We start from the raw sequence: 18,320 nt of genomic DNA on the forward strand, positions 1-18,320 counted from the left end.
TTTGGAGGACGGCTGGCCCGTGCAGGGCCGCGCAAGTCTGGCGGGTTTGCCCCCTGCGCCGTCCGGATTCGCCTTTTGGGCGGTGCCGCGCCTGGGTGTCTGCACGGCACGGGACGAAGTGTAGTCATGCGGCACTATTCCTGTGATGATTTAACTTTCCATCATTCAGTCGTTTTTTTCATTCATCGATCCGGATACGGCGGCCAGCTTGCGCGCGGTCTGCCAGCCGCCGCCGAGGGCCAGGAACAGGTCGACCTGCCGCATGGCAACCTGGCCCGCGGACACCGCCAGCGCGGCTTGCGCGGCGGCGAGATCGCGCTCGGCATCGAGATGCGCCAGATAGGGCAGGCGCCCCGCCTCCCATAGCCGGCGCTGCTGCCGCGCGGCTTGCGCTGCGTGTTCGCCGGCGGCGTGCAGGGCCGCGTGGCGTTCCAGTTCGCGGGTGTAGGCCGACAGCGCGGTCTCGGTTTCCTGCAGCGCGCGCAGCACCACGGCGTCGAAGCGCGCCAGGGCGGCATCCGCGTCGGCTTCCAGGCCATGGATGCGATGCCGCACGCCGTTGGTGGGCCAGGTCCAGCTCAGCAGCGGCCCCAGGCTCCAGCGCGCCGTGGGCCCGCTGCCAAGGTGGCTCAGCACGCCGGTCAGCCCGGCGCTGGCGCCGATGCGGATCGACGGATACAGGTCGGCCGTGGCCACGCCGATGCGCGCGGTGGCGGCCGCGAGTTCGCGCTCGGCCTGGCGGACATCGGGCCGCCGGCGCAGCAGCGCGGCGCCGTCGCCGACCGGCAGCGGCGCGCGCAGCGCGGGCTCGGCCTCGCAGGCCACGTCGGCCTCCGGCAGCGCCGCTGGCGCCTGGCCCAGCAACATCGCCAGCCGGTATCGCGCCGCACTGCGCGCGGCCTGCAGCGGGGGCAGCGTCGCGCGCAGCGCTTCGCTGCGGGCACGTTCGCGCGCCACCGCGGCCGGGCCGGCGCGGCCCGCGGCGTGCACGCGGCGGGTGGCATCCAGCGTGCGCTGCTGCACCGCCAATTGCTGCGTGGCGGCGTGCAGGTCATGCGTGGCGGCGCACCCTTGCACGTAAGCGCGCACGGTCTGCGCCGCCACGGTGACGCGCACCATGTCCAGGGTCGCCTGGCTGGCCTGCGCACCGGCCAGCGCGGCCTCGTCGGCGCGCGCCAGCTTGCCGAAGAAGTCGATCAGGTAGGACGCGCCCAGGCCCACGTCGCCCAGGTTGAACACCGGTGGCTGGGCTTGCTGCAAAAAGCTCTCCCCCGACAGCTGCGCGCGCGACACGCCCGCGCCGGCGCTGCCCTGCGGCAGGTTTTCGGCTTCCACTTCGTGCAGCAACGCCAGCCCGCGCCGCAGGTTGGCGCTGGCGGCGCGGATGTCGGTGTTTGCGGCCAGCGCCTTCGTGACGAGCCGGTCGAGCCGTTCGTCGTCATAGAGGCGCCACCAGTCGTCGGGCACGGGCGCGATCGCCACGTCCGGCGCCTGTGCGGACTGCAATGGGCCATTGGCCGCGGTCGCGCGTACTGCCGCTTGATCTGGCACGCGATAGTCCGGTCCCACCGTCGTGCAGGCACTCAGGCATGCGCACAGCCATGCCGCCCACGTACGGCGCGGCCTCACGATCGCGGCCCCGCGCGGCGCGCGGCGCCCTGGTCCGCGGCCGGCTCGCGCACCGCCACCGTGGCGGTGCGCCCCGAGACCAGGCGCACGTCGGCCGGCACGTCTTCCAGCACGATGCGCACCGGCACGCGCTGCGCCAGCCGCACCCAGTTGAAGGTGGGATTGACGTTGGGCAGCAGGTTGGAACCCGCGCTGCGGTCGCGGTCCTCGATGCCGGCGGCGATGCTGTGCACGTGGCCGCGCAAGTGGCGGGGCTCGCCCATGATATGCACGTCGACCGGGCTGCCGATGTGGATGCGGTGCAGCCTGGTTTCCTCGAAATAGCCTTCGACGTGGAAGGAGCCGGCGTCGACCATCGACAGCACCGGTCGCCCGGTCGACACGTAGTCGCCCAGCCGCGGCAGCCGGTCGTTGAGGTAGCCCGCCACCGGGCTGCGCACGCTGGTGCGTTGCAGGTTCAGCCGGGCCAGCCGCACCGCGGCTTCGGCCTGCGCCAGCGCGGCCTGGCCTTGCTCGACGCGCGCACGCCCTTGCTCGGCGACTTCGGCGGCGACCACGCCGTCCAGGCTGCGGTTGCGCGCGGCTTCGCGCCGCGCCTGCGCCAGCGCGGCACGCTGGGTCGCCAGCGTCGCCAGTGCCTGTTCCAGGGCGAGCGCGTAGCGGTCGCGGTCGATCTCGAACAGGACTGCGCCGGCCTGTACGTACTGGTTGTCGCGCGCCACCACGCGCGTGACCAGTCCGGATACGTCGGGCGCCACCTGGACGATGTCGGCACGTACGTGGCCGTCGCGGGTCCAGGGCGCGGCGGTGTAGTAGTCCCAGAGGTAACGCAGCACCAGCAGCGCGGCAATGGCGGCCAGCAGCGTCGGCAGCACGGGAAGCAAGGAGCGGAATCGGAAGGTCATGACGGTAGTCCGGGCACTACGGCAAATACGGCGGCCACGGCGCCCAGGACGATCACATAGAGGAAAAGGTTGAACAGCGAGCGGTGCCAGATATGGCAGTAGCAGCCCAGTGCCGCCAGCACCATGCGGATTGCCGCGGTCACGGCAAAGGCGAGTACGGCCAGCACCAGCACGCCGGGCACGAACACGCCGTAGAGGTCGATTTCACTAAGCATGAGGCGCAGCGCAGAGGACGTGGATCAGCGGGACAGCGACGAGGCCGGAGCCGGCAGCAGCGTGACCTGCAGCACCACCAGCGCGCCCAGTGTGCCGCGTTGGCCGGCGCGGCCACTGCCCGCCACCGCGGCCATGGCCTCGCCCACGGCGGCTGCCAGGCGCGCCGGTACCGGTACGCGCCGGCCCGCGCGCCCTTGGGCGCGGAAATGCCGCGCCACCGCGGCCAGCACCCGGCGCACCGGCTTGCGCGCCGGCGGCGGCAAGTCCGGCAGCGCCTTGTGCAGCGCCAGCGCGCAATAGCCGACCTGCAACGCATGGAAGCCGTCCGTGGACAAGGGATCGCCGGCGGCGCCAAGGCGCGGCACCAGTTGGCCCAGCCGGTCCAGCATGCGCGCGCCCAGCCGCGCATCGCCATCGCTGGTGCGCAGCGTGGCAGCCTGCGCCAGGTCGTGCCAGCTGGCGCGCACCAGCCGCCGTGCCGCCACGCGCGCGCCGAACGGGCGTGCCGCCACCGACCACAGCGGTGCGAACACCATGGCCGCGGCGCTGGCCAGGCAGGTATTGAAGAGGGCGAGGAAATCCGCGTCGAACACGGCCTGCACGTTGGCAAACGCGGCGGTGTTGACCGACAGCAGCATCGCGATCAGCTGGAACCCCGGCCGCGCCACCAGCAGGCCGATGCCGAGATAGGGCAGCGCCAGCAGCGCGGCCAGCGCTTCGAAGGTGTGCGCATGCGGCACCACCAGGAACAGGTAGCCGGACGAAATCAGCAGGCAGATCGCGCTCCAGCGCACGAAGGCCCCGGCCATGCGCCGCGGCTCGTCGACGGCGGCAAAGAAGCAGCACGCGATCGAAGCCACCACCACCGCGCCGGCGCCGTCCTCCCAGCCCGAGAAGATCCACAGCAGCCCGGCGCAGAACACCGCCAGTCCGCTGGACACCGCGCCGAACAGCAGCATGCCGTGGTCGTGGTGATGGCCGGCAGCTTGCGCCCCGCGTTCGCCGCGTGGCAGTGGCGTGGCGGCGCGGTGGTCGCCGATGCCTTGCTGCAACGCGCGGCATTCGCCGTACAGGGCGCACAGGCGCTGCAGCTGGTCGGCCGCGGTGGCGGCAAGCCGGTCATGCCAGCCGCTCGCGTCGGCTGGGGGCGCGGCCGCCCAGCCTTCGGGCGCTGCGCATGGCGCCGTGGCCGCGTTGTCGTCGAGCCATGCAGCCGTGGCAGCCAGCGCTGCGCGCAGGCCCGGCGGGATGCCGCCGGCGTGGCAACGCAGCGCCTGCAGCACGCTCTCCAGCGACGACAGCAGCGGCATCAGCATGGTCATGCGGCGGCGCAGCGCGCGCGCGTGGCGCAGCGTGTGGCTGCCTTCGGTGTCGTAGGCGAGCTGGCTGATGAGCTGGTCCAGTTGCAGGATGTCGGCGGCAAGCCGGTGGCGGCCGTGGTCGGCGCGCGGGCTGCCCAGCAGGAGGTCAGAGGCCCACGCCGCGGCGTCGGCCAGCCACGAATCGGCACGCGCGCGCAGCGCCGGCGCGACCTTTGCCGGGAACACCACCGAGCCCACCAGCCCGGCGCAGACGATGCCGATCACGATCTCCTCGATCCGTGCCACGGCGATGTCGAATATCTGCGCCGGCTGGCTGACCGCCGGCAAGGCCACGATCGGCAGCGTGTAGGCCGCCAGCAGGCACACGTAGCTGCGCGGCGTGCGCTGCAGCAGTGACAGGTACACCAGCACGCTGATCCACAGCGCGATCGCGCCCAGCAGCACGATCGGCATGTTGACCAGTTGCGGCACCGTCGCCACCGCGGCGGTGGCGCCCAGCACCGTGCCGGCAACGCGATACGCCGCCTTGGAGCGGGTCGCGCCGGTGAGCGGATGCGAGACGAAATACACCGTCGCCATGGCCCAGTACGGCCGCGCCAGCCCCAGCGCCAGCGCGATGTAGAGCGCGAGCATCGCGGCGGCGAATGCCTTCAGCGAGAACAGCCACTGTCGTGCATTCGGCCAGCTAGCCATGGAACGGGGTCTTGAAGGGGAGGTTGGGGGCGCTTGCCGCCGCCTGCCGCTCCGCGCTTCATCGGGGGCGCGGTTTGGGCAGGGGCGACATGTTGGGAGCGAAGTGTAGCCGCACCTTTCGCATTCCATTCATGATTTAATATTGGCTTTTCCATTCGTGATATTCATGGAGTCGCGAGCACCCCCGGTCGTCATCGCCGGCGCACGCACCGTCCACGCCACCATGCCCATCGATATCCGCGCGCTGCGCTATTTCGTCGAGACTGCGCGGCTGCGCAGCTTTACCCAGGCCGCCTCGTCGCTGTTCGTGACCCAGTCGACCATCAGCAAGATGGTGCGCCAGCTCGAGGACGAAGTCGGCCAGCCGCTGCTGATCCGCGAAGGCAAGAGCGTGCGCCTGACCGACGTCGGCCGCGTGGTCTACGAGCGCGGCCAGGAGGCGCTGGGCGTGGTGCACCGGCTGACGCTGGAGGTCGCCGACCTGTCTTCGCTGGGGCGGGGGCAGTTGACGGTCGGCATTCCGCCGATGGTCAACCTGTTCTTCTCGCCGGCGGTCAGCGCGTTCCGGCAGCGATATCCCAACCTGTCACTGACGCTGGACGAACACGGCGGGCAGGTGGTGGAGCAACTGGTGGCCAGCGGCGAGCTGGAGGTGGGAGCGACGGTGCTGCCGGGCGACAGCGGCCTGGCGCTGGAAACGCGCCAGTTCGGCCGCTATCCGATCTGGGCGGTGGGGCCGCGCAAGGCGGCCTGGGCACGCGGGCGCACCGTGTCGCTGGGGGCGCTGCGCGACGAGCCGCTGGTGATGCTGACCGAGGATTTCTCGCTGACGCGCAAGCTGCGGCAGGCCTTCGTGGAAGCCCGCATCGAGCCGCGGGTGGTGGCGCGCAGCGGGCACTGGGACTTCCTGGCGTCGATGGCGGCGGCGGGGCTGGGCACCACCTTCCTGCCCCAGCCGCTGGCCGAGCGCCTGCAGGCGCAGGACACGCTGGCCATGGCGCGCCTGACCGAACCCGCGGTGGACTGGACCATGGCCCATATCTGGTCGCCGGGGCGCTACCTGTCGCACGCGGCGCGGGCGTGGCTGGCGGTGTGCGAAGAGGTGCTGGGTAACGGGAACGGGCGGGCGGGCTGAATCCGTCGCCTCACTTGCCGCGGCACTGCTCGGGCGGGATGTCGAGCAGCACCAGCGGCTTCTGTCCGGCCGCATAGTGATAGCGCAGCCGGATCCCCAGCTTGCCCAGCACCGGCACGTCCGGATTGCGGCAGATGCCGCGTTCCAGAATCGGCTTGGCCGTGGCCATGAAATCACGGGTGTCGTCGCGGCTGGCATCGATGCCGGAGACTTTCAGGTGGAAGTCGACGATCTTGCCGGGCCGCGCCACGCAGCCGTCGAAACGCGTGGTGTCGTCGAGGTCGACCGGGCCCGCGCGCATCAGCTCCTGGCAGGCCAGGCGCAGTTGCCGGTCGGCGTCGCCGGTGGTCAGGCGCGTGACCCCGTGCATGCCGGTCGGCTTGCCGCGCACCGTGCCCAGCAGCAATGTGGCAAGCTCGGACAACGGCGGCGCGGACATGGTGGCTGCCTGCGTGGCGGGAACGGCAAGTGTCGTGGCCACCAACGACAAAGTCAAAAGCACAGCGGTACGGCGCCAGCGGCGATGATCAGCGGTGGGAACGGCGTGGACGGCGGCGGGATCAGGGGGCATGAGGCAAACAGGGCGGGGGCGGCGGTTGCGCTGCTACTTTAGCCCTGTGTCCTTGCGGCCGTTGTCAGGTTTTGTCCTACGTTGCAACGGCGCGCTTGCCGTGCCGGTGCCGGTATGCCAGCGGCAGCATCGCGGCTTGCCCGAAGCGCTCGCCGCAACGCCTCGCCATGTCCGTGCAGATCCGTCCCCGGGTACCTGCCTTCAACGCCACGGCCAGTGGCTGAAGCGCTTAAAGCTCCAGCACCAGCCGGCCGCCGCTGCAGGCGCGCGAGCAACACGCCATCATGCGGTGGTTGGCGTCGCGCTCGGCGCGCGTGAGCACCACGTCGCGGTGGTCGACCTGGCCGGCCAGCACGCGCACCTCGCACGAGCCGCACAGGCCTTCCTCGCAGTCGCTCTGCACGTCGATATTGGCGCCGCGCAGCGCGCCCAGCAGGGTCTGCCCCGCCGGCACTTCCAGCACCAGGCCGGAGTCCTTCAGTTCCACGGTAAAGGGCTGCTCCTTCGACGCATCCAGGGTGCCCAGCCTGGAGACGAAATGCTCCACGCGCAGCGCGTCTGCCGGCCACGCGGCGCAGCATCCGGCCAGCGCATCGAGCAGGCGCTGGGGCCCGCAGGCATAGATCTGTGTGTCCGCGTCAGGCTGCCCCAGCAGCTTGCCGAAGTCGGCGCGCCGGCCTTCGTCGCTGGCGTGGACGTGCAGCCGCGCGCCGTGCAGCGCCTGCAGTTCGTCCAGCATGGCCATGGCCTGGCGCGAACGCCCGCAGTAGTGGAAGGTGTAGTCGATGCCAAGCGCGCGGGCGCGCCGCGCCATCGCGCTCACCGGCGTGACGCCGATGCCGCCGGCGATAAAGATGGCCCGCCGGCATTGCTCGTCGAAGCGGAAATGGTTGCGTGGGCCGCGGATGCGCAGGCGGTCGCCGGCACTGACGCTGCCATGGACCCAGGCCGAGCCGCCGCGGCTGGCGGGATCGCGCAGCACCGCGATCTCCAGCGCCGCCGCATCGTCCGGATCGCCGCACAGCGAATACTGGCGCGACAGCCCGGTATCGCCGCATTCCACGTCGATATGCGAGCCGGGCGCCCAGCGCGGCAGCGGCTTGCCGTCGGGCGCCACCAGGCGCAGCCGGAGCACGCCGTCGGCGGCCGCGATGGCGCGCTCGACCACCACCGTGCGGGCGATGGTGTGCGCCGACGGCTCGCCGATGCGCACCGGCTGGCGCACCGCCAGCAGGGCCGGGTCGCGGCGCTCGGGGTTCTGGGCGGGATCCCATTCCACCAGCAGGTGCTCCGGCCCGCGGAACGAGGTGTTGGGCACGTAGGTAAAGGTCTGCGCGGCCAGGCGCATATGCGGCAGCCGGCGCGTCAGCTCTTCCAGGAAGACCTGCATCTCCATGCGCGCCAGGTTCTTGCCCATGCACTGGTGCGAGCCGTAGCCGAAGGTCAGCTGCTCGCTGGCGTTGTCGCGGCGGATGTCGAACAGGTCGGCATCGGCGAAATGGCGCTCGTCATGATTGGCCGACGAGGTCACGATCAGCAGCTTGCTGCCCGCCGGCAGGCGGATGCCGCCCACTTCGGTGTCGCGCGTGACCAGCCGGCGCCACGCTGCCACCGAGCCGTTATGGCGCAGGCATTCCTCGACCGCGTTGGGGATCAGCGCGGGGTCTTCGCAGAGCTCGCGCCACGCGTCGGGATGCTGCAGCAGCAGCTTGATGGCGTTGGCCGAGGCGTTGGCGGTGGTTTCGTGCGCGGCGACGATGCCGGCCATCATCATCGAATGCAGGTAGGAGTCGGTCACCACCTCGGGCAACTCCTTCTGCTTGCGCAGCCCGTACTGCATCCAGCCGGGACCGGACGGGTCTTCGCGCATCTTGTCGAGGATGCGCCCGGCCAGCTGCCAGAAGTTGCCGACGGCGTGCGCCACCGCCACTTGTTCCTCCGGCTTTGGCCGGCCCCAGGTGTTGACGGTATGGGCAATGGAGTACTGGCGCAGCAGGTCCATGTCCTCCTCGGGCACGCCCAGGAAATGCAGCGCCACCGTCAGCGGCACCTCCCACAGCATCTGGTCGACCAGGTCGGCGCGGCCATCGTCGATAAAGCGGTCGACATACTCGCGCGTCAGGCGCCGCACCAGCGGCTCGTGGTGGGCCAGTTCGGCGGGCGTGAACGGTGCCATCAGCGCACGACGGCGCGGCATGTGGGCGGGCTCGTCCTCGTTCACCAGCGTGCGGTTCATGGCGTAGCCGTAGCTGGCCAGCACGGCGTTGGCCTCGTCGCCGGTGGGGGTGATCTTCTCCAGCGCGATCGACGGGCTGAAGGTCAGGTTGTCGCGGAAGATGGCCTTGATGTCGTCGTAGCGCGTGACCACCCAGTAGCCCAGCTGCGGGCTGTAGAACACCGGCTCCTGCTCGCGCGACCAGCGCACGTATTCGGGCGGGTCCTGCTGGTAGCCGTCGCCGAAGGGATCGAACTGCGCCGCGTTGTGGCTGACCGGGCAGCCGTTGGGCGCGCTCAGCGTGCTGTGGTCGAGCGGGCAGCCGCCGCGCGCGGCGCCGGGGGAGGGGATGGTCATGCTACGTACTCCTGGCAGACATCGATGCCTGGCAAAAAGCGCTGCCGTCCGGGCGCGCCGGACGGCCCCGCGGTGTTGCGGCCGGACTCAGTTGTCCAGCGTGATCTTCAGGTCGCGGATCAGCCTGGTCCAGCGGCCGGACTCGCTGCGCAGCAGCTCGCTGAACTGCGCCGGCGTATTGCCCACGGGCTCTACGCCAAAGTCCACCAGCCGCTTGTTGACCGCCGGCTCGCGGATGGCCGCGACCACGTCCTTGTTCAGCGTGTTGATCACCTCCGGCGGCGTGCCGGCCGGCACCACCATGCCCACCAGCGCGGCGGCTTCGACGCGCGGGTAGCCCAGCTCGGCGAAGGTCGGCACGTCGGGCAGCTGCGGCAGGCGGGTGGCATTGGCCACTGCCAGCGGGCGCACCTTGCCGCCCTTGATGAAGCCGGCGCCGGCGGCGTAGTCCACCATCATCGCGCCGACCTGGCCGGCGGCCACGTCGGACAGCGCCGGCGCGGCGCCGCGGTATGGCGCATGGGTCATCGGCAGGCCGGCTTCCACCTTCAGCAATTCCATCGCCAGGTGGTGCGGGCTGCCCGCCCCGGCCGAGCCGTAGTTGATGCCGCCCTGCGTGGCCTTGGCCTGCGCGATGAATTCCTTGGCGGTCTTGGCCGGGCTGGCGGCGCCCACCACCAGGATCATCGGGAAGCGGCCCAGCAGCGTCACCGGGGCCAGGTCCCGGGCGGGATGGTAGGACAGCGACTTGTACAGCACGGGATTGAACACCAGCGTGCCGTTGTCGGCCGACAGCACGGTATAGCCGTCGGCAGCCGCGCGCGCGGTCTCGGCCGCGCCGATGGCGGTATTGCCCCCGGGCTTGTTGTCCACCACCACCGGTTGCCCCACCTTGGCCGACAGGCCCTGGCCGATGGTGCGTGCCAGGAAATCCGAACCGCCGCCCGCGGCATACGGGACGATCCAGCGGATCGGTTTGGCGGGATAGGCGTCGGCAGCGTGGGCTGGGCCGGCGGCCAGCACCGGCAGGGTCAGCGCGCCAAGGGCCAGGCGCACGGAAAGGGCAAAGCGGGGGCGGGGCATGGGTCTTTGTCTCCTGATGGGTGGACCGGTGTCCTGGCACCGGCGTTTTCTATTTTGCGTAAATCATATACGCATTGCGTAACAATTGAATACGGGTTAACCTTGAACCGGCCCCGCGTCACGGTGTGGCATCGTCCGCTGTCGCCGTGAAGCCCCGTACCCCGTCGCGCAGCTCCGTTCCGCCATGCCCCGATCCAAAGCTCCCGAACCCATCCCTGAAGCCACCCCGGCCCGCGCCCGTGAACGGCGCCAGCGCGTGCAGTCGGCCGTCACCGGCATGGCCGTATTGAAGGGCCTGGCGCGCCTGGGCGGGCGTGCCAGCCTGACCGCGCTGGCCGCGCATATCGACGAAAGCCCGGCCAAGGTCCACCGCTACCTGGTCAGCCTGGTGGAAGAAGACCTGGTGGCGCAGGAGCCGGGCACGCAGCAGTACCACCTTGGCTTCGAGGCCCTGCAGATCGGCATGGCGGCGATGCGCCAGGCCGACCCGATCCGGCTGGCCGAGGCGTCGCTGGTGCGCCTGCGCGAGACCCTGGAGGTGACCTGCTTCATCGCGGTGATGGGCAACAAGGGGCCGACCATCATGCGCTTCGAGGAACCGGGCCTGCCGGTGACGGTGAACGTGCGCGCGGGCTCGGTGATGCCGCTGCTGTGGTCGGCCACCGGGCGCGTATTCCTGGGCCTGCTCGATGAAAAAGGGATCCTGGCGCAGGCCCGGGAAGAGCTTGCGGCCGCCAGCCCGGCGCGGCTGGCGCAGCTCGATGCCAGCGACCCCATCGGCGCGTTGCGCCGCGCGGTGCAGGCCGATGACTGCGCCTGGGTGCGCGACACCAACCTGACCGGCATCAGCGCGGTGGCGGCGCCGGTGCGCGACTACACCGGGCGGGTGTGCGCGGTGCTGACCGCGCTGGGCGCCACCGGCGGCTTCGACCCCGCCATCGACGGACCCATCGGCAGCGCCGTGCGGCGCGAGGCGCGCGCGGTCAGCACGGCGCTGGGGTTCAACCCCGCGGCGTGACGCCGGGCGCCGGACGCTTGTCTGCGTCCGGGATTGCCGCAGAGGTACCCGCACGCAACGCCGGGCAGGCGCTTGCCACCTCCGCGTCGACGCGTTCCGGCCGGCCCAGCAGCGCGATCAGGCCGCACGCCAGCGTGCCGCGCCACTGCAGGTAGTCGTGCCCGCTGGCATGCTCGGCATGCACCACCGGATAGCCCTTGGCGACCAGCACGTCGCGCATATGCCGCGTGGTGGTCAGGATGTTGACGGCACCGCGGCCGTCCTCGAAACGCCCGGCTTCCAGGTAGAAGCGCAGCGGCAGCCGCGGGCTGGCGGCGTATTCCCGGATCAGCCATTGCGGCTGGCGCGGCGGCTGGTCCGGCGCGCCGCCGGGTCCCCACCAGAATGAGCCGGACTGGCTCAGCACCAGCCCGAAACGCTCCGGATGGCGCAGCCCCGCGTACGCCGCCGCCAGCCCGCCGTAGCTGGACCCGGCGACCACGGTGCGCTCGGCCGGTGCCGACAGCCCGAGCGCGGCGGCCCAGGGCATCAGCTCGTTGGCGAGGAAGTCTGCGAAGGCCGGGTTTGGCGGCAGTTGCGCGGCCCGCGCCGCGGCGCTCGGATTGGCCACGATCAGCGCGGCGACGGGCGGCAGCAGGCCCGCGTCGATCAGGTTGTCGAGCAGGGTGGGGGTGGGCACCAGCGACAGGTAGGCGTGGGCGTCGAACAGCACCAGCGTGGCCGTGGGCCGGGCGCGAGCCGGGCGGTAGACGTAGATGTCGCGTGCCTCGCCGAGGAGGCGGCTGTCGATGCGGTAGGGCGTGACCGTGCCCGCGGGCACGCCCGCGCGCGGCGCCAGCCACGGCTGTGGCGGGGCGGCCGGCAGCTCCAGCACGGACTTGAGCTGGAACGGATCCGCGCCTTGGTCCGGGAACGTGCGCGGATTGAGCGGATCGCGCTGCACCGTGGCCAGGATCGCGCGCCGGCGCTGCGGGGCAGGCTGGTCGAGCACGGGCACGTCCGGCGCCAGCTGGTAGCTCATGCGGGTGGTTGCCGGCACGCGGTAGCTGCGGTACCAGACGTCGCTGTCGCCCAGGCGCAGCAGCGCATCATGGTCGCCGGCGGGACTGCCGAGCAGGCGCACGTTCTCGCGCGCGCCGCGCCACAGGAAAGTCACGCGCACCATCGCTTCCTGCCCGCCGCCGGTTGCGGGCAGGGGCTCCACCAGGGGCGTGCCGCGCCGGGCCATGTCCTGCCAGAACGCCTCGGTGTTGCCACCGTCGGTGAGGGTCTGCGCCAGCTCGCGCAGGGCGAGGCTGTCGGGCAGGTCAGCGGGCGCGTGCTGGGCGGCTCGCGGCACGATCTCGTCGATGCGCAGCACGTAAGGCGCGCCGGGCAAGGGCCGCCCGCCGACCGCGCCGGGCACGTCGGCGTGGTCGCCGCTGACGGTGAGCCGGTACGCGCCGCTGCCGGGGGCCACGAACAGGAAGCTGCGCGACAGCGTGGTCGGCCCCAGCAGCCGGCGCACCGGCTTGCCGGCGGCATCGGCGAGGTCGAGCGTCGCCGCCGGTCCGTCGAGCAGTCCCCGCACCACGTCGCCTGCCTGAAGAGACAGCGTGTAGTGCAGCGGTGCGCCGGGCTGCCAGACGCCGTGCGCGGGCTGGCCCACGGCCAGGGCGGGAGCGGATGCGGCAGCCGGCGTGGCGATGGCGGCGAGCGACAGCATCAGGGACGCCGACAGCCAGGCGGCGCGGCGCCGGATCAGGACAGGGAAGCGCATCAGAAATCCACCGAGGTTGTGAACTTGAACAGGCGCGGCGCGTTCTGCGTGACGTAGCCGTCGTTGAACGAGCCCGCCCAGTAGCTCTGGTTGAACAGGTTCTCGACGCTGGCGTAGAAGCCCACGCGCTTGCCCTGGATTTTGGTCACGTAGCGCGCACCGATGTCGTAGCGGGTCCAGCTGTCGATCTTCTGCGTGTTGGCGGTGTTGACGTACTGCGAGCCGGTGTAGGTCACGCGGCCGCTGACGGTCAGCCCCGGTACCCAGGGCAGGTCCCACTCCGCCCCCAGGTTGCCGGACCAGGTGGGACTGCCGAACGCGGTGTTGCCGTCATAGGCGCCGTTGGCCGTTCGCGTCAGCACCGCGCGGGTATAGGCGATGCCGCCCAGCACGCGCACGCCGCGGCCGGCTTCGCCGTAGACGTTCCACTCCACGCCGCGATGCCGGCGCTCGCCGTCCGGGCCGTAGGTATTGGTGGCGCCATCCTTGATCAGCGTCGGACGCGTGATCTGGAACGCGCTGAGGGTCTGCGTCAGCCGCCCGCTGTCCCACTTCACGCCCAGCTCGCCCTGGCGGGTCTTGTAAGGCGCGAACACCTGCTGGTAGTTGCGCGCGGTCACGTCGGTCACGGTATCGCCCTGGCTCAGCCCTTCGACGTAGTTGCCGTAGAGCGCCAGCTGCGGCCCCCACGGCTTGAGCACCAGGCCCACCGAGGGCGTGACGGCGCTTTCGTCGTAGTCCGCGGTGCGCGCGCCGGTGGTCGCGCTGAAGCTCTGCGCCTGCACGCGCTGGTGGCGCAGGCCCAGGGTCAGCTGCACCTTGTCGTCGGCAAAGGCGAGCGTGTCGGCCAGCGCCAGGCTGGTCAGCGTGGTGTCGGCGGTCCTGGGCACGTTGCCGGGGGATGCCGCCAGGATCGGCGTGACCGGGGCGTAGATGTTGGACAGGAACGACCGGCTGGCCACGTTGACCGTGCCGCTGCGCAGGCCCAGGTAGGTGTAGCCCAGCACCAGGCGGTGCTCTACCGGTCCGGTACGCACGGTGCCGCGCACGCCGGCCTCGGCCGAGACGGTATCGGTGTAGCCCTTCTGGTTGTAGGTGATGCCGGTGTAGTCTCCGTTGGGCCGGACATTGTTGGCGCGCGTGCCGTTGATAAAACCGCTGTACTTGTAGTGCAGCGTGCCCAGGCCCGCGTACGCGGTCCAGTCGCGCGCGAGGTCGACCTCGCCGCGCGCGACCACGGCGTTGTTGTCGAGCCGGCCATGGGTGCCTGGCAGGATATTGGTGCCGGCCTTGGGCGGAGCCGGCACGGTGCTGGCGAACGAGGCCATCCAGGCGCTGCCGTTGCGCACTTCCTCTTCACTGGCGTAGGCGTCGAGCGAGGCCCGCACGCGCTCGCCGGCATAGTCCAGCGCCACCGCGCCCAATGCGCGGCGCCTGGATTGCCCGTCGAGGCCGGTGCGGCCATTGCCATAGGCGCCGTTCACGCGCACGCCGAAGGCATGGTCCGGACCGAAGCGGCGGCCGATATCGACGCTGGCGCCGGCATGGCCTTCGGACAGATAGTTGGCCGACAGCCGCGTCAGCGGCGTATCCGCGGCGCGCTTGGGCACCAGGTTGATGACGCCGCCAACCGCGCCGCTGGGTGCCATGCCGGTCAGCATGGCGGTGGGGCCGCGCAGCAGTTCGACGCGCTCGACGAATTCCGTGGGGGCATGCCCGTAGGGCGCCAGCCCATACATGCCGTTCAGGGCGAGGTCGCTGGACGAGATATCGAAGCCGCGCACGGTGCAGTTCTCGTACAAGTGCCCGGCCGAGGTGGTGAAGCGCACCGTCGGGTCGTTGGCCAGCACGTCGCCGATGGTGCGGGCCTGCTGGTCCTCGATGGCCTGGGCGGTATAGGCCGCGCTGCTGTAGGGCGAGTCCATGGCGTCGGCATTGCCCAGCAAGCCAAGCCGCGCCCCGCGTGCTACCTGCCCGCCCGCGTACGCCGGCGTCAGCGCTTCGGCGTCATGGCGGGCGGCGGTGACGGTCACCGCGGGCAGGGTGGCGCCGCTGGCTTCCGGGGTGGCGGCTCGCGCGGTTTTGACGGCAAAGCCGTTGGGTACGCGCACCGCGCGCAGGCCAGTGTTGCGCAGCAGGGCGGCCAGCGCGTCCTCGGGCGCGTAGCGGCCCTGCAGCCCCTCGGTGCGCCGGTCCGCCAGGTCGGCGGCGTCGTAAGACACCAGCACACCCGATTCCAGGCCAAAGCGCGTCAGCGCCGGCTGCAGCGCGCCGGCCGAGATCGCGTAGCTGCGTGCCGCGGCCGCCGGTGCCGGCACCGGTTCCGCGGCAAAGGCAGCGAGCGGCGCCGCGGCGGCCGTCAGGGCCAGCGCCTGGCCCACGGCCAGCACGCTGCGGCGGATGCGCAGCGCAGGGTGCCGGCGCGTGCCGGCGGGCGGAGATGGCAGATGAAGCTTGCCCATGAAACAGTCCTTTCAGATTGCGGCCGGAAATCAGCCTTTCCTCTGTCAGGCCACTTGAAACAGGCAAACCCCTCAGTTCAGCGCAACAAAAATTTCTATTGGCGATGCCGGCTGATAGATGTCCGGCCCGGACTCACGCCCTGCGCCGCACGCTGACCCAGTAGCGCGTCCAGCGCTCGACGCTCACTGGCAGCAGGTGGGGCAGGGCATCGAGCACGCGGTCGGAGTCGTCCAGCGGGAAGATGCCCGACACGCGCAGGTCCGCCGCATCGCCGCTGCAGCCCAGCCGGCCATGGCGGTAGCGTGCCAGTTGCGCCAGGAACCGGTCCAGGCGCATGTCGTGCACGGCCAGCATGCCCTGGGTCCAGGCGGTATCGGCAACGTCGCCGGCCTCGGGCGGATCGATCTGCGCGCGGCTGAAGCGGGTGCGTTCGCCGGCCTGCAGCACGCGCGGCGCCGCGGCCGGATCGGCCGGGCGAATCTCGACGGCGCCCACCTGCACTGCGACGGCGGTCGCATCGTCGTGGATCTGCACGGTGAAGCGGGTGCCCAGCGCGCGCAACGTTCCCTGCGCGGTGCCGATGCGGAAAGGCCTGGCCAGCACGTCCGTCCCGGTTGCCACGGCGATGGCGCCGCGCAGCAGCGTGACCCGGCGCTCGGCGGCGCCGTAGTGCACGGCAATGGCACTGTCCGTATCCAGGTCGATCTCCGTGCCGTCCTGCAGCGTCACGCGCCGGCGCTCGCCGATGCCGGTGGCATGGTCGGCCCGCCATGCCAGCAGCGCACCGCCGCGCTGCCATTGCCAGGAGCCGGCGGCAACCGCGGTGACGGCCATCAGCGCGATCGCACGGCGCCGGCCGCGCCGCGGGGGCGGGCTTGCCAGCGCTGCCCGCGCCACGCCGCGCGGCATCGAAGCCAGGGCGGCGCTGCAGTCGTGCAGGTGTTGCCACGCGCGCTCATGGTCGGGATGCTCGGCACGCCAGCGGGCGCAGCCGGCGCGGCTGGCCGGCGAGGCCTCGGGCGACTGCAGCGTTAGCCACCACTGCGTGGCGCGCAGCGTGATGGCGGCATCGATCGGCGGGTACGGTGCACCGGGTAACGACATGCGGCGCGGCTCAGGCGGAAAAACAGCACTGGTGCAGCGCCTTGACGATATGGCGCTGCACCGTGGCCACCGACACGCGCAGTTCGCCGGCGATGGCCGCCTGCGGCATGCCGTCGAGCTGGAACAGCAGGAAGGCGCGGCGCACCGCCGCGGGCAGGGTGTTCAGGCGCCGGTCGAGCTCGGCCAGGGTCTCGAGCAGCAGCGCACGCGTTTCCGGGTCCGGGGCCTCGGCTTCGGGCAGCGCCGCCAGTGCCTGCTGGTAGGCGGCCTCCAGTGCTTGGCGGCGATGGAAATTCGCCACCAGCCCGCGCGCCACCGTGGCCAGGAAAGCGCGCGGCTCGCGCGCGGCGATCGGCGCCTCGCGCGCCAGCAGCCGCACGAAGGTGTCGTGCGCCAGGTCGGCCGCGTGCCCCGCTTGCCCCGCGCTCGCCAGGCGCCGGCGCAACCAGCCATGGAGCCAGCCGTGATGGTCTAGGTACAGCGTGCGGACTTCATCGTTGAGCGTAGGCTCGGCGGCGGGCATGGCGCGGAAAACTCGGGCACGGACAAACAGCCTCGCATTGTATGCTCAAATGATAATGATTCGCAATACGAGGCAAACTCGATGGCCGCGCCCGGCCCGCTCATGCCACCTCGCGCAGCACCGTCCGGCGCGGCACGGCCGCATCGCCGGCGGGCCGCAGCGACGGATAACCCGCCGCAAACACCAGCCGCCCGCGCGACCACGTGTGCGTGACCATCGGCTGGCCCGCCACCTCGGACACCGCAATCACGTCGGCGCGCAGGCCCGGCGCCAGGCGACCGCGGTCGGCCAGCTGGCAGGCATCGGCGGGGTGGGCGGTGACCAGCGCCAGCGCCTGGTTCAGCGGCAGGCCGGCCTGGCGACCGGCGGCATACGCGGCGGCGATCAGGGTGGAGGGCTGGTAGTCCGAGCACAGGATGGTGCCGGCGCCGGCCCGGATCGCGTCGATGGCGCGCATCGATCCGCTCTGGCTCTTGCCGCGCAGCACGTTGGGCGCGCCCAGGATGGTCGGCAGCGCACGGGCGCAGGCGGCCTGCGCGGTCTCCAGGTTGATCGGGAACTCGCTCATGCGCACGCCCAGCGCGTGCATGGCGGCGATGCGCTGCGGCGAATCGTCGTCGTGGCTGGCGGTGGGAATGCCCAGCGCGTGCGCCGCGGCCACCAGCCGGTCGATGCGCTCGTGCGCGCCCTCCAGCGCGGCGGCCTTCTGGCGCGCGGCATCGGCGGCGGCGTCGCGGCTCATGCCGTGGTTGCCCATCATGTAGGCCAGGTAGGCGTCCATGGTCTTGAACTGGCCCTGGCCGGGCGAGTGGTCCATCACCGAGAGCAGGTCGACCACGCCTTCGGCCATCAGCGCTTCCAGCACCGGCACGGCACCGGCGTCGGTGACCTCGTAGCGGCAATGGATGCGGTTGTCGACCAGGCTGTGCTGCCGGTAGGCGGCGATCGTGCGCACCACCGTGGCGGCGGTGTCGACGTTGCGCACGCCGAACTGGTTGCCGGCGAACGACAGCGCGTGATAGGGCGTGGTGATGCCGGCCGCGGCGTTGCGGCGATCGACCTGCGCCACCGCGAAGTCCAGCGGGAACAGCACGCTGGCGCGCGGCTCCACCTCTTTCTCGATGGCGTCGCAATGCACGTCCACCAGGCCGGGCATTACGGTGTGGCCATGCAGTTCGACCACGGCGGCATGCGCGGGCACGGCCCCGGGTGCCGGCTCGATCGCCGCGATGCGGCCATCCTCGATCAGCAGCGCGCTGTCATGCAGCACGCGGTCCGGCAGCACCAGGGTGGCATGGGTCAGGTAGGTCGCAGGCATGTCTGGCTC

Annotated in this window: 14 protein-coding genes; 2 read left to right on the top strand and 12 right to left on the bottom strand. The window is 71.4% G+C overall.

The genetic code is table 11. From position 1 onward, the window contains the following. Nucleotides 1-165 precede the first annotated feature (165 nt). From FHX60_RS08695 to FHX60_RS08710, 4 genes are read right to left on the bottom strand one after another with little or no spacing between them, the layout of a single operon-like run. Nucleotides 166-1,629 (bottom strand): efflux transporter outer membrane subunit, encoded by a 1,464-nt coding sequence (locus FHX60_RS08695; RefSeq protein ID WP_183283085.1) that lies wholly within the window; start codon nt 1,627-1,629, stop codon nt 166-168. Beyond that, complete coding sequence (locus FHX60_RS08700; RefSeq protein WP_183283086.1) at nt 1,626-2,534, bottom strand: efflux RND transporter periplasmic adaptor subunit; 909 nt, start codon at nt 2,532-2,534, stop codon at nt 1,626-1,628. Before FHX60_RS08700 ends, FHX60_RS08695 begins: the two co-directional genes overlap by 4 nt. Continuing rightward, nucleotides 2,531-2,749 carry a DUF1656 domain-containing protein gene (locus FHX60_RS08705; protein WP_183283087.1) on the bottom strand — a complete coding sequence of 73 codons (219 nt, stop codon included), beginning with the start codon at nt 2,747-2,749 and terminating at the stop codon, nt 2,531-2,533. Before FHX60_RS08705 ends, FHX60_RS08700 begins: the two co-directional genes overlap by 4 nt. Before the next feature lie 24 nt (nt 2,750-2,773). Then, nucleotides 2,774-4,765 carry an FUSC family protein gene (locus FHX60_RS08710; RefSeq protein ID WP_183283088.1) on the bottom strand — a complete coding sequence of 664 codons (1,992 nt, stop codon included), beginning with the start codon at nt 4,763-4,765 and terminating at the stop codon, nt 2,774-2,776. Nucleotides 4,766-4,988: 223 nt separating this feature from the next. Here FHX60_RS08710 and FHX60_RS08715 point away from each other — a divergent pair, with 223 nt between their 5' ends. Beyond that, nucleotides 4,989-5,900, top strand: coding sequence for a LysR family transcriptional regulator (locus FHX60_RS08715; RefSeq protein WP_112777162.1), 912 nt, complete (start codon nt 4,989-4,991; stop codon nt 5,898-5,900). Nucleotides 5,901-5,910: 10 nt separating this feature from the next. Here FHX60_RS08715 and FHX60_RS08720 read toward each other — a convergent pair whose 3' ends face one another. The 3 genes from FHX60_RS08720 to FHX60_RS08730 form a co-directional block, all read right to left on the bottom strand. Continuing rightward, nucleotides 5,911-6,339 (bottom strand): hypothetical protein, encoded by a 429-nt coding sequence (locus FHX60_RS08720; protein WP_243419767.1) that lies wholly within the window; start codon nt 6,337-6,339, stop codon nt 5,911-5,913. 361 nt (nt 6,340-6,700) lie between these two features. Next, on the bottom strand, nt 6,701-9,043 hold the full coding sequence (locus FHX60_RS08725) for a cytochrome P450/oxidoreductase (protein ID WP_183283089.1): 2,343 nt from the start codon (nt 9,041-9,043) through the stop codon (nt 6,701-6,703). 87 nt (nt 9,044-9,130) lie between these two features. Next, the gene (locus FHX60_RS08730) at nt 9,131-10,126 is read right to left on the bottom strand and encodes a Bug family tripartite tricarboxylate transporter substrate binding protein (protein ID WP_112777165.1); all 996 of its coding nucleotides are present in this window, start codon (nt 10,124-10,126) and stop codon (nt 9,131-9,133) included. A gap of 184 nt (nt 10,127-10,310) precedes the next feature. Between FHX60_RS08730 and FHX60_RS08735 the strand changes: the two genes are divergently transcribed. Next, nucleotides 10,311-11,144 (top strand): IclR family transcriptional regulator, encoded by an 834-nt coding sequence (locus tag FHX60_RS08735; protein WP_183283090.1) that lies wholly within the window; start codon nt 10,311-10,313, stop codon nt 11,142-11,144. Here the strand turns inward: FHX60_RS08735 and FHX60_RS08740 are convergent. The 5 genes from FHX60_RS08740 to FHX60_RS08760 form a co-directional block, all read right to left on the bottom strand. Further along, nucleotides 11,128-12,903, bottom strand: a complete 1,776-nt coding sequence (locus FHX60_RS08740) for an enterochelin esterase domain-containing protein (RefSeq protein WP_260163787.1) — start codon at nt 12,901-12,903, stop codon at nt 11,128-11,130. The two genes, FHX60_RS08735 and FHX60_RS08740, sit on opposite strands and share 17 nt — an antisense overlap. Beyond that, nucleotides 12,903-15,365, bottom strand: a complete 2,463-nt coding sequence (locus FHX60_RS08745; RefSeq protein ID WP_183283091.1) for a TonB-dependent receptor — start codon at nt 15,363-15,365, stop codon at nt 12,903-12,905. Before FHX60_RS08745 ends, FHX60_RS08740 begins: the two co-directional genes overlap by 1 nt. Before the next feature lie 133 nt (nt 15,366-15,498). Then, nucleotides 15,499-16,470 (bottom strand): FecR domain-containing protein, encoded by a 972-nt coding sequence (locus tag FHX60_RS08750; protein ID WP_183283092.1) that lies wholly within the window; start codon nt 16,468-16,470, stop codon nt 15,499-15,501. A gap of 10 nt (nt 16,471-16,480) precedes the next feature. Then, entirely contained in the window at nt 16,481-16,993 is a 513-nt protein-coding gene (locus tag FHX60_RS08755; protein WP_183283093.1) for a sigma-70 family RNA polymerase sigma factor, read from the bottom strand. Between the two features lie 100 nt (nt 16,994-17,093). Further along, nucleotides 17,094-18,311, bottom strand: a complete 1,218-nt coding sequence (locus tag FHX60_RS08760; RefSeq protein ID WP_183283094.1) for an alpha-D-ribose 1-methylphosphonate 5-triphosphate diphosphatase — start codon at nt 18,309-18,311, stop codon at nt 17,094-17,096. Between the last annotated feature and the right edge of the window lie 9 nt (nt 18,312-18,320).

It is taken from the genome of Cupriavidus alkaliphilus (genome assembly GCF_014191175.1).
GTDB classification, from domain to species: Bacteria; Pseudomonadota; Gammaproteobacteria; order Burkholderiales; family Burkholderiaceae; genus Cupriavidus; species Cupriavidus alkaliphilus.

Coding starts and splice junctions, on each gene's coding strand:
- FHX60_RS08700 (WP_183283086.1), bottom strand. CDS start 2,534: ATGACCTTCCGATTCCGCTCCTTGCTTCCCGTGCTGCCGACGCTGCTG.
- FHX60_RS08705 (WP_183283087.1), bottom strand. CDS start 2,749: ATGCTTAGTGAAATCGACCTCTACGGCGTGTTCGTGCCCGGCGTGCTG.
- FHX60_RS08710 (WP_183283088.1), bottom strand. CDS start 4,765: ATGGCTAGCTGGCCGAATGCACGACAGTGGCTGTTCTCGCTGAAGGCA.
- FHX60_RS08715 (WP_112777162.1), top strand. CDS start 4,989: ATGCCCATCGATATCCGCGCGCTGCGCTATTTCGTCGAGACTGCGCGG.
- FHX60_RS08720 (WP_243419767.1), bottom strand. CDS start 6,339: ATGTCCGCGCCGCCGTTGTCCGAGCTTGCCACATTGCTGCTGGGCACG.
- FHX60_RS08725 (WP_183283089.1), bottom strand. CDS start 9,043: ATGACCATCCCCTCCCCCGGCGCCGCGCGCGGCGGCTGCCCGCTCGAC.
- FHX60_RS08730 (WP_112777165.1), bottom strand. CDS start 10,126: ATGCCCCGCCCCCGCTTTGCCCTTTCCGTGCGCCTGGCCCTTGGCGCG.
- FHX60_RS08735 (WP_183283090.1), top strand. CDS start 10,311: ATGCCCCGATCCAAAGCTCCCGAACCCATCCCTGAAGCCACCCCGGCC.
- FHX60_RS08740 (WP_260163787.1), bottom strand. CDS start 12,903: ATGCGCTTCCCTGTCCTGATCCGGCGCCGCGCCGCCTGGCTGTCGGCG.
- FHX60_RS08745 (WP_183283091.1), bottom strand. CDS start 15,365: ATGGGCAAGCTTCATCTGCCATCTCCGCCCGCCGGCACGCGCCGGCAC.
- FHX60_RS08750 (WP_183283092.1), bottom strand. CDS start 16,470: ATGTCGTTACCCGGTGCACCGTACCCGCCGATCGATGCCGCCATCACG.
- FHX60_RS08755 (WP_183283093.1), bottom strand. CDS start 16,993: ATGCCCGCCGCCGAGCCTACGCTCAACGATGAAGTCCGCACGCTGTAC.
- FHX60_RS08760 (WP_183283094.1), bottom strand. CDS start 18,311: ATGCCTGCGACCTACCTGACCCATGCCACCCTGGTGCTGCCGGACCGC.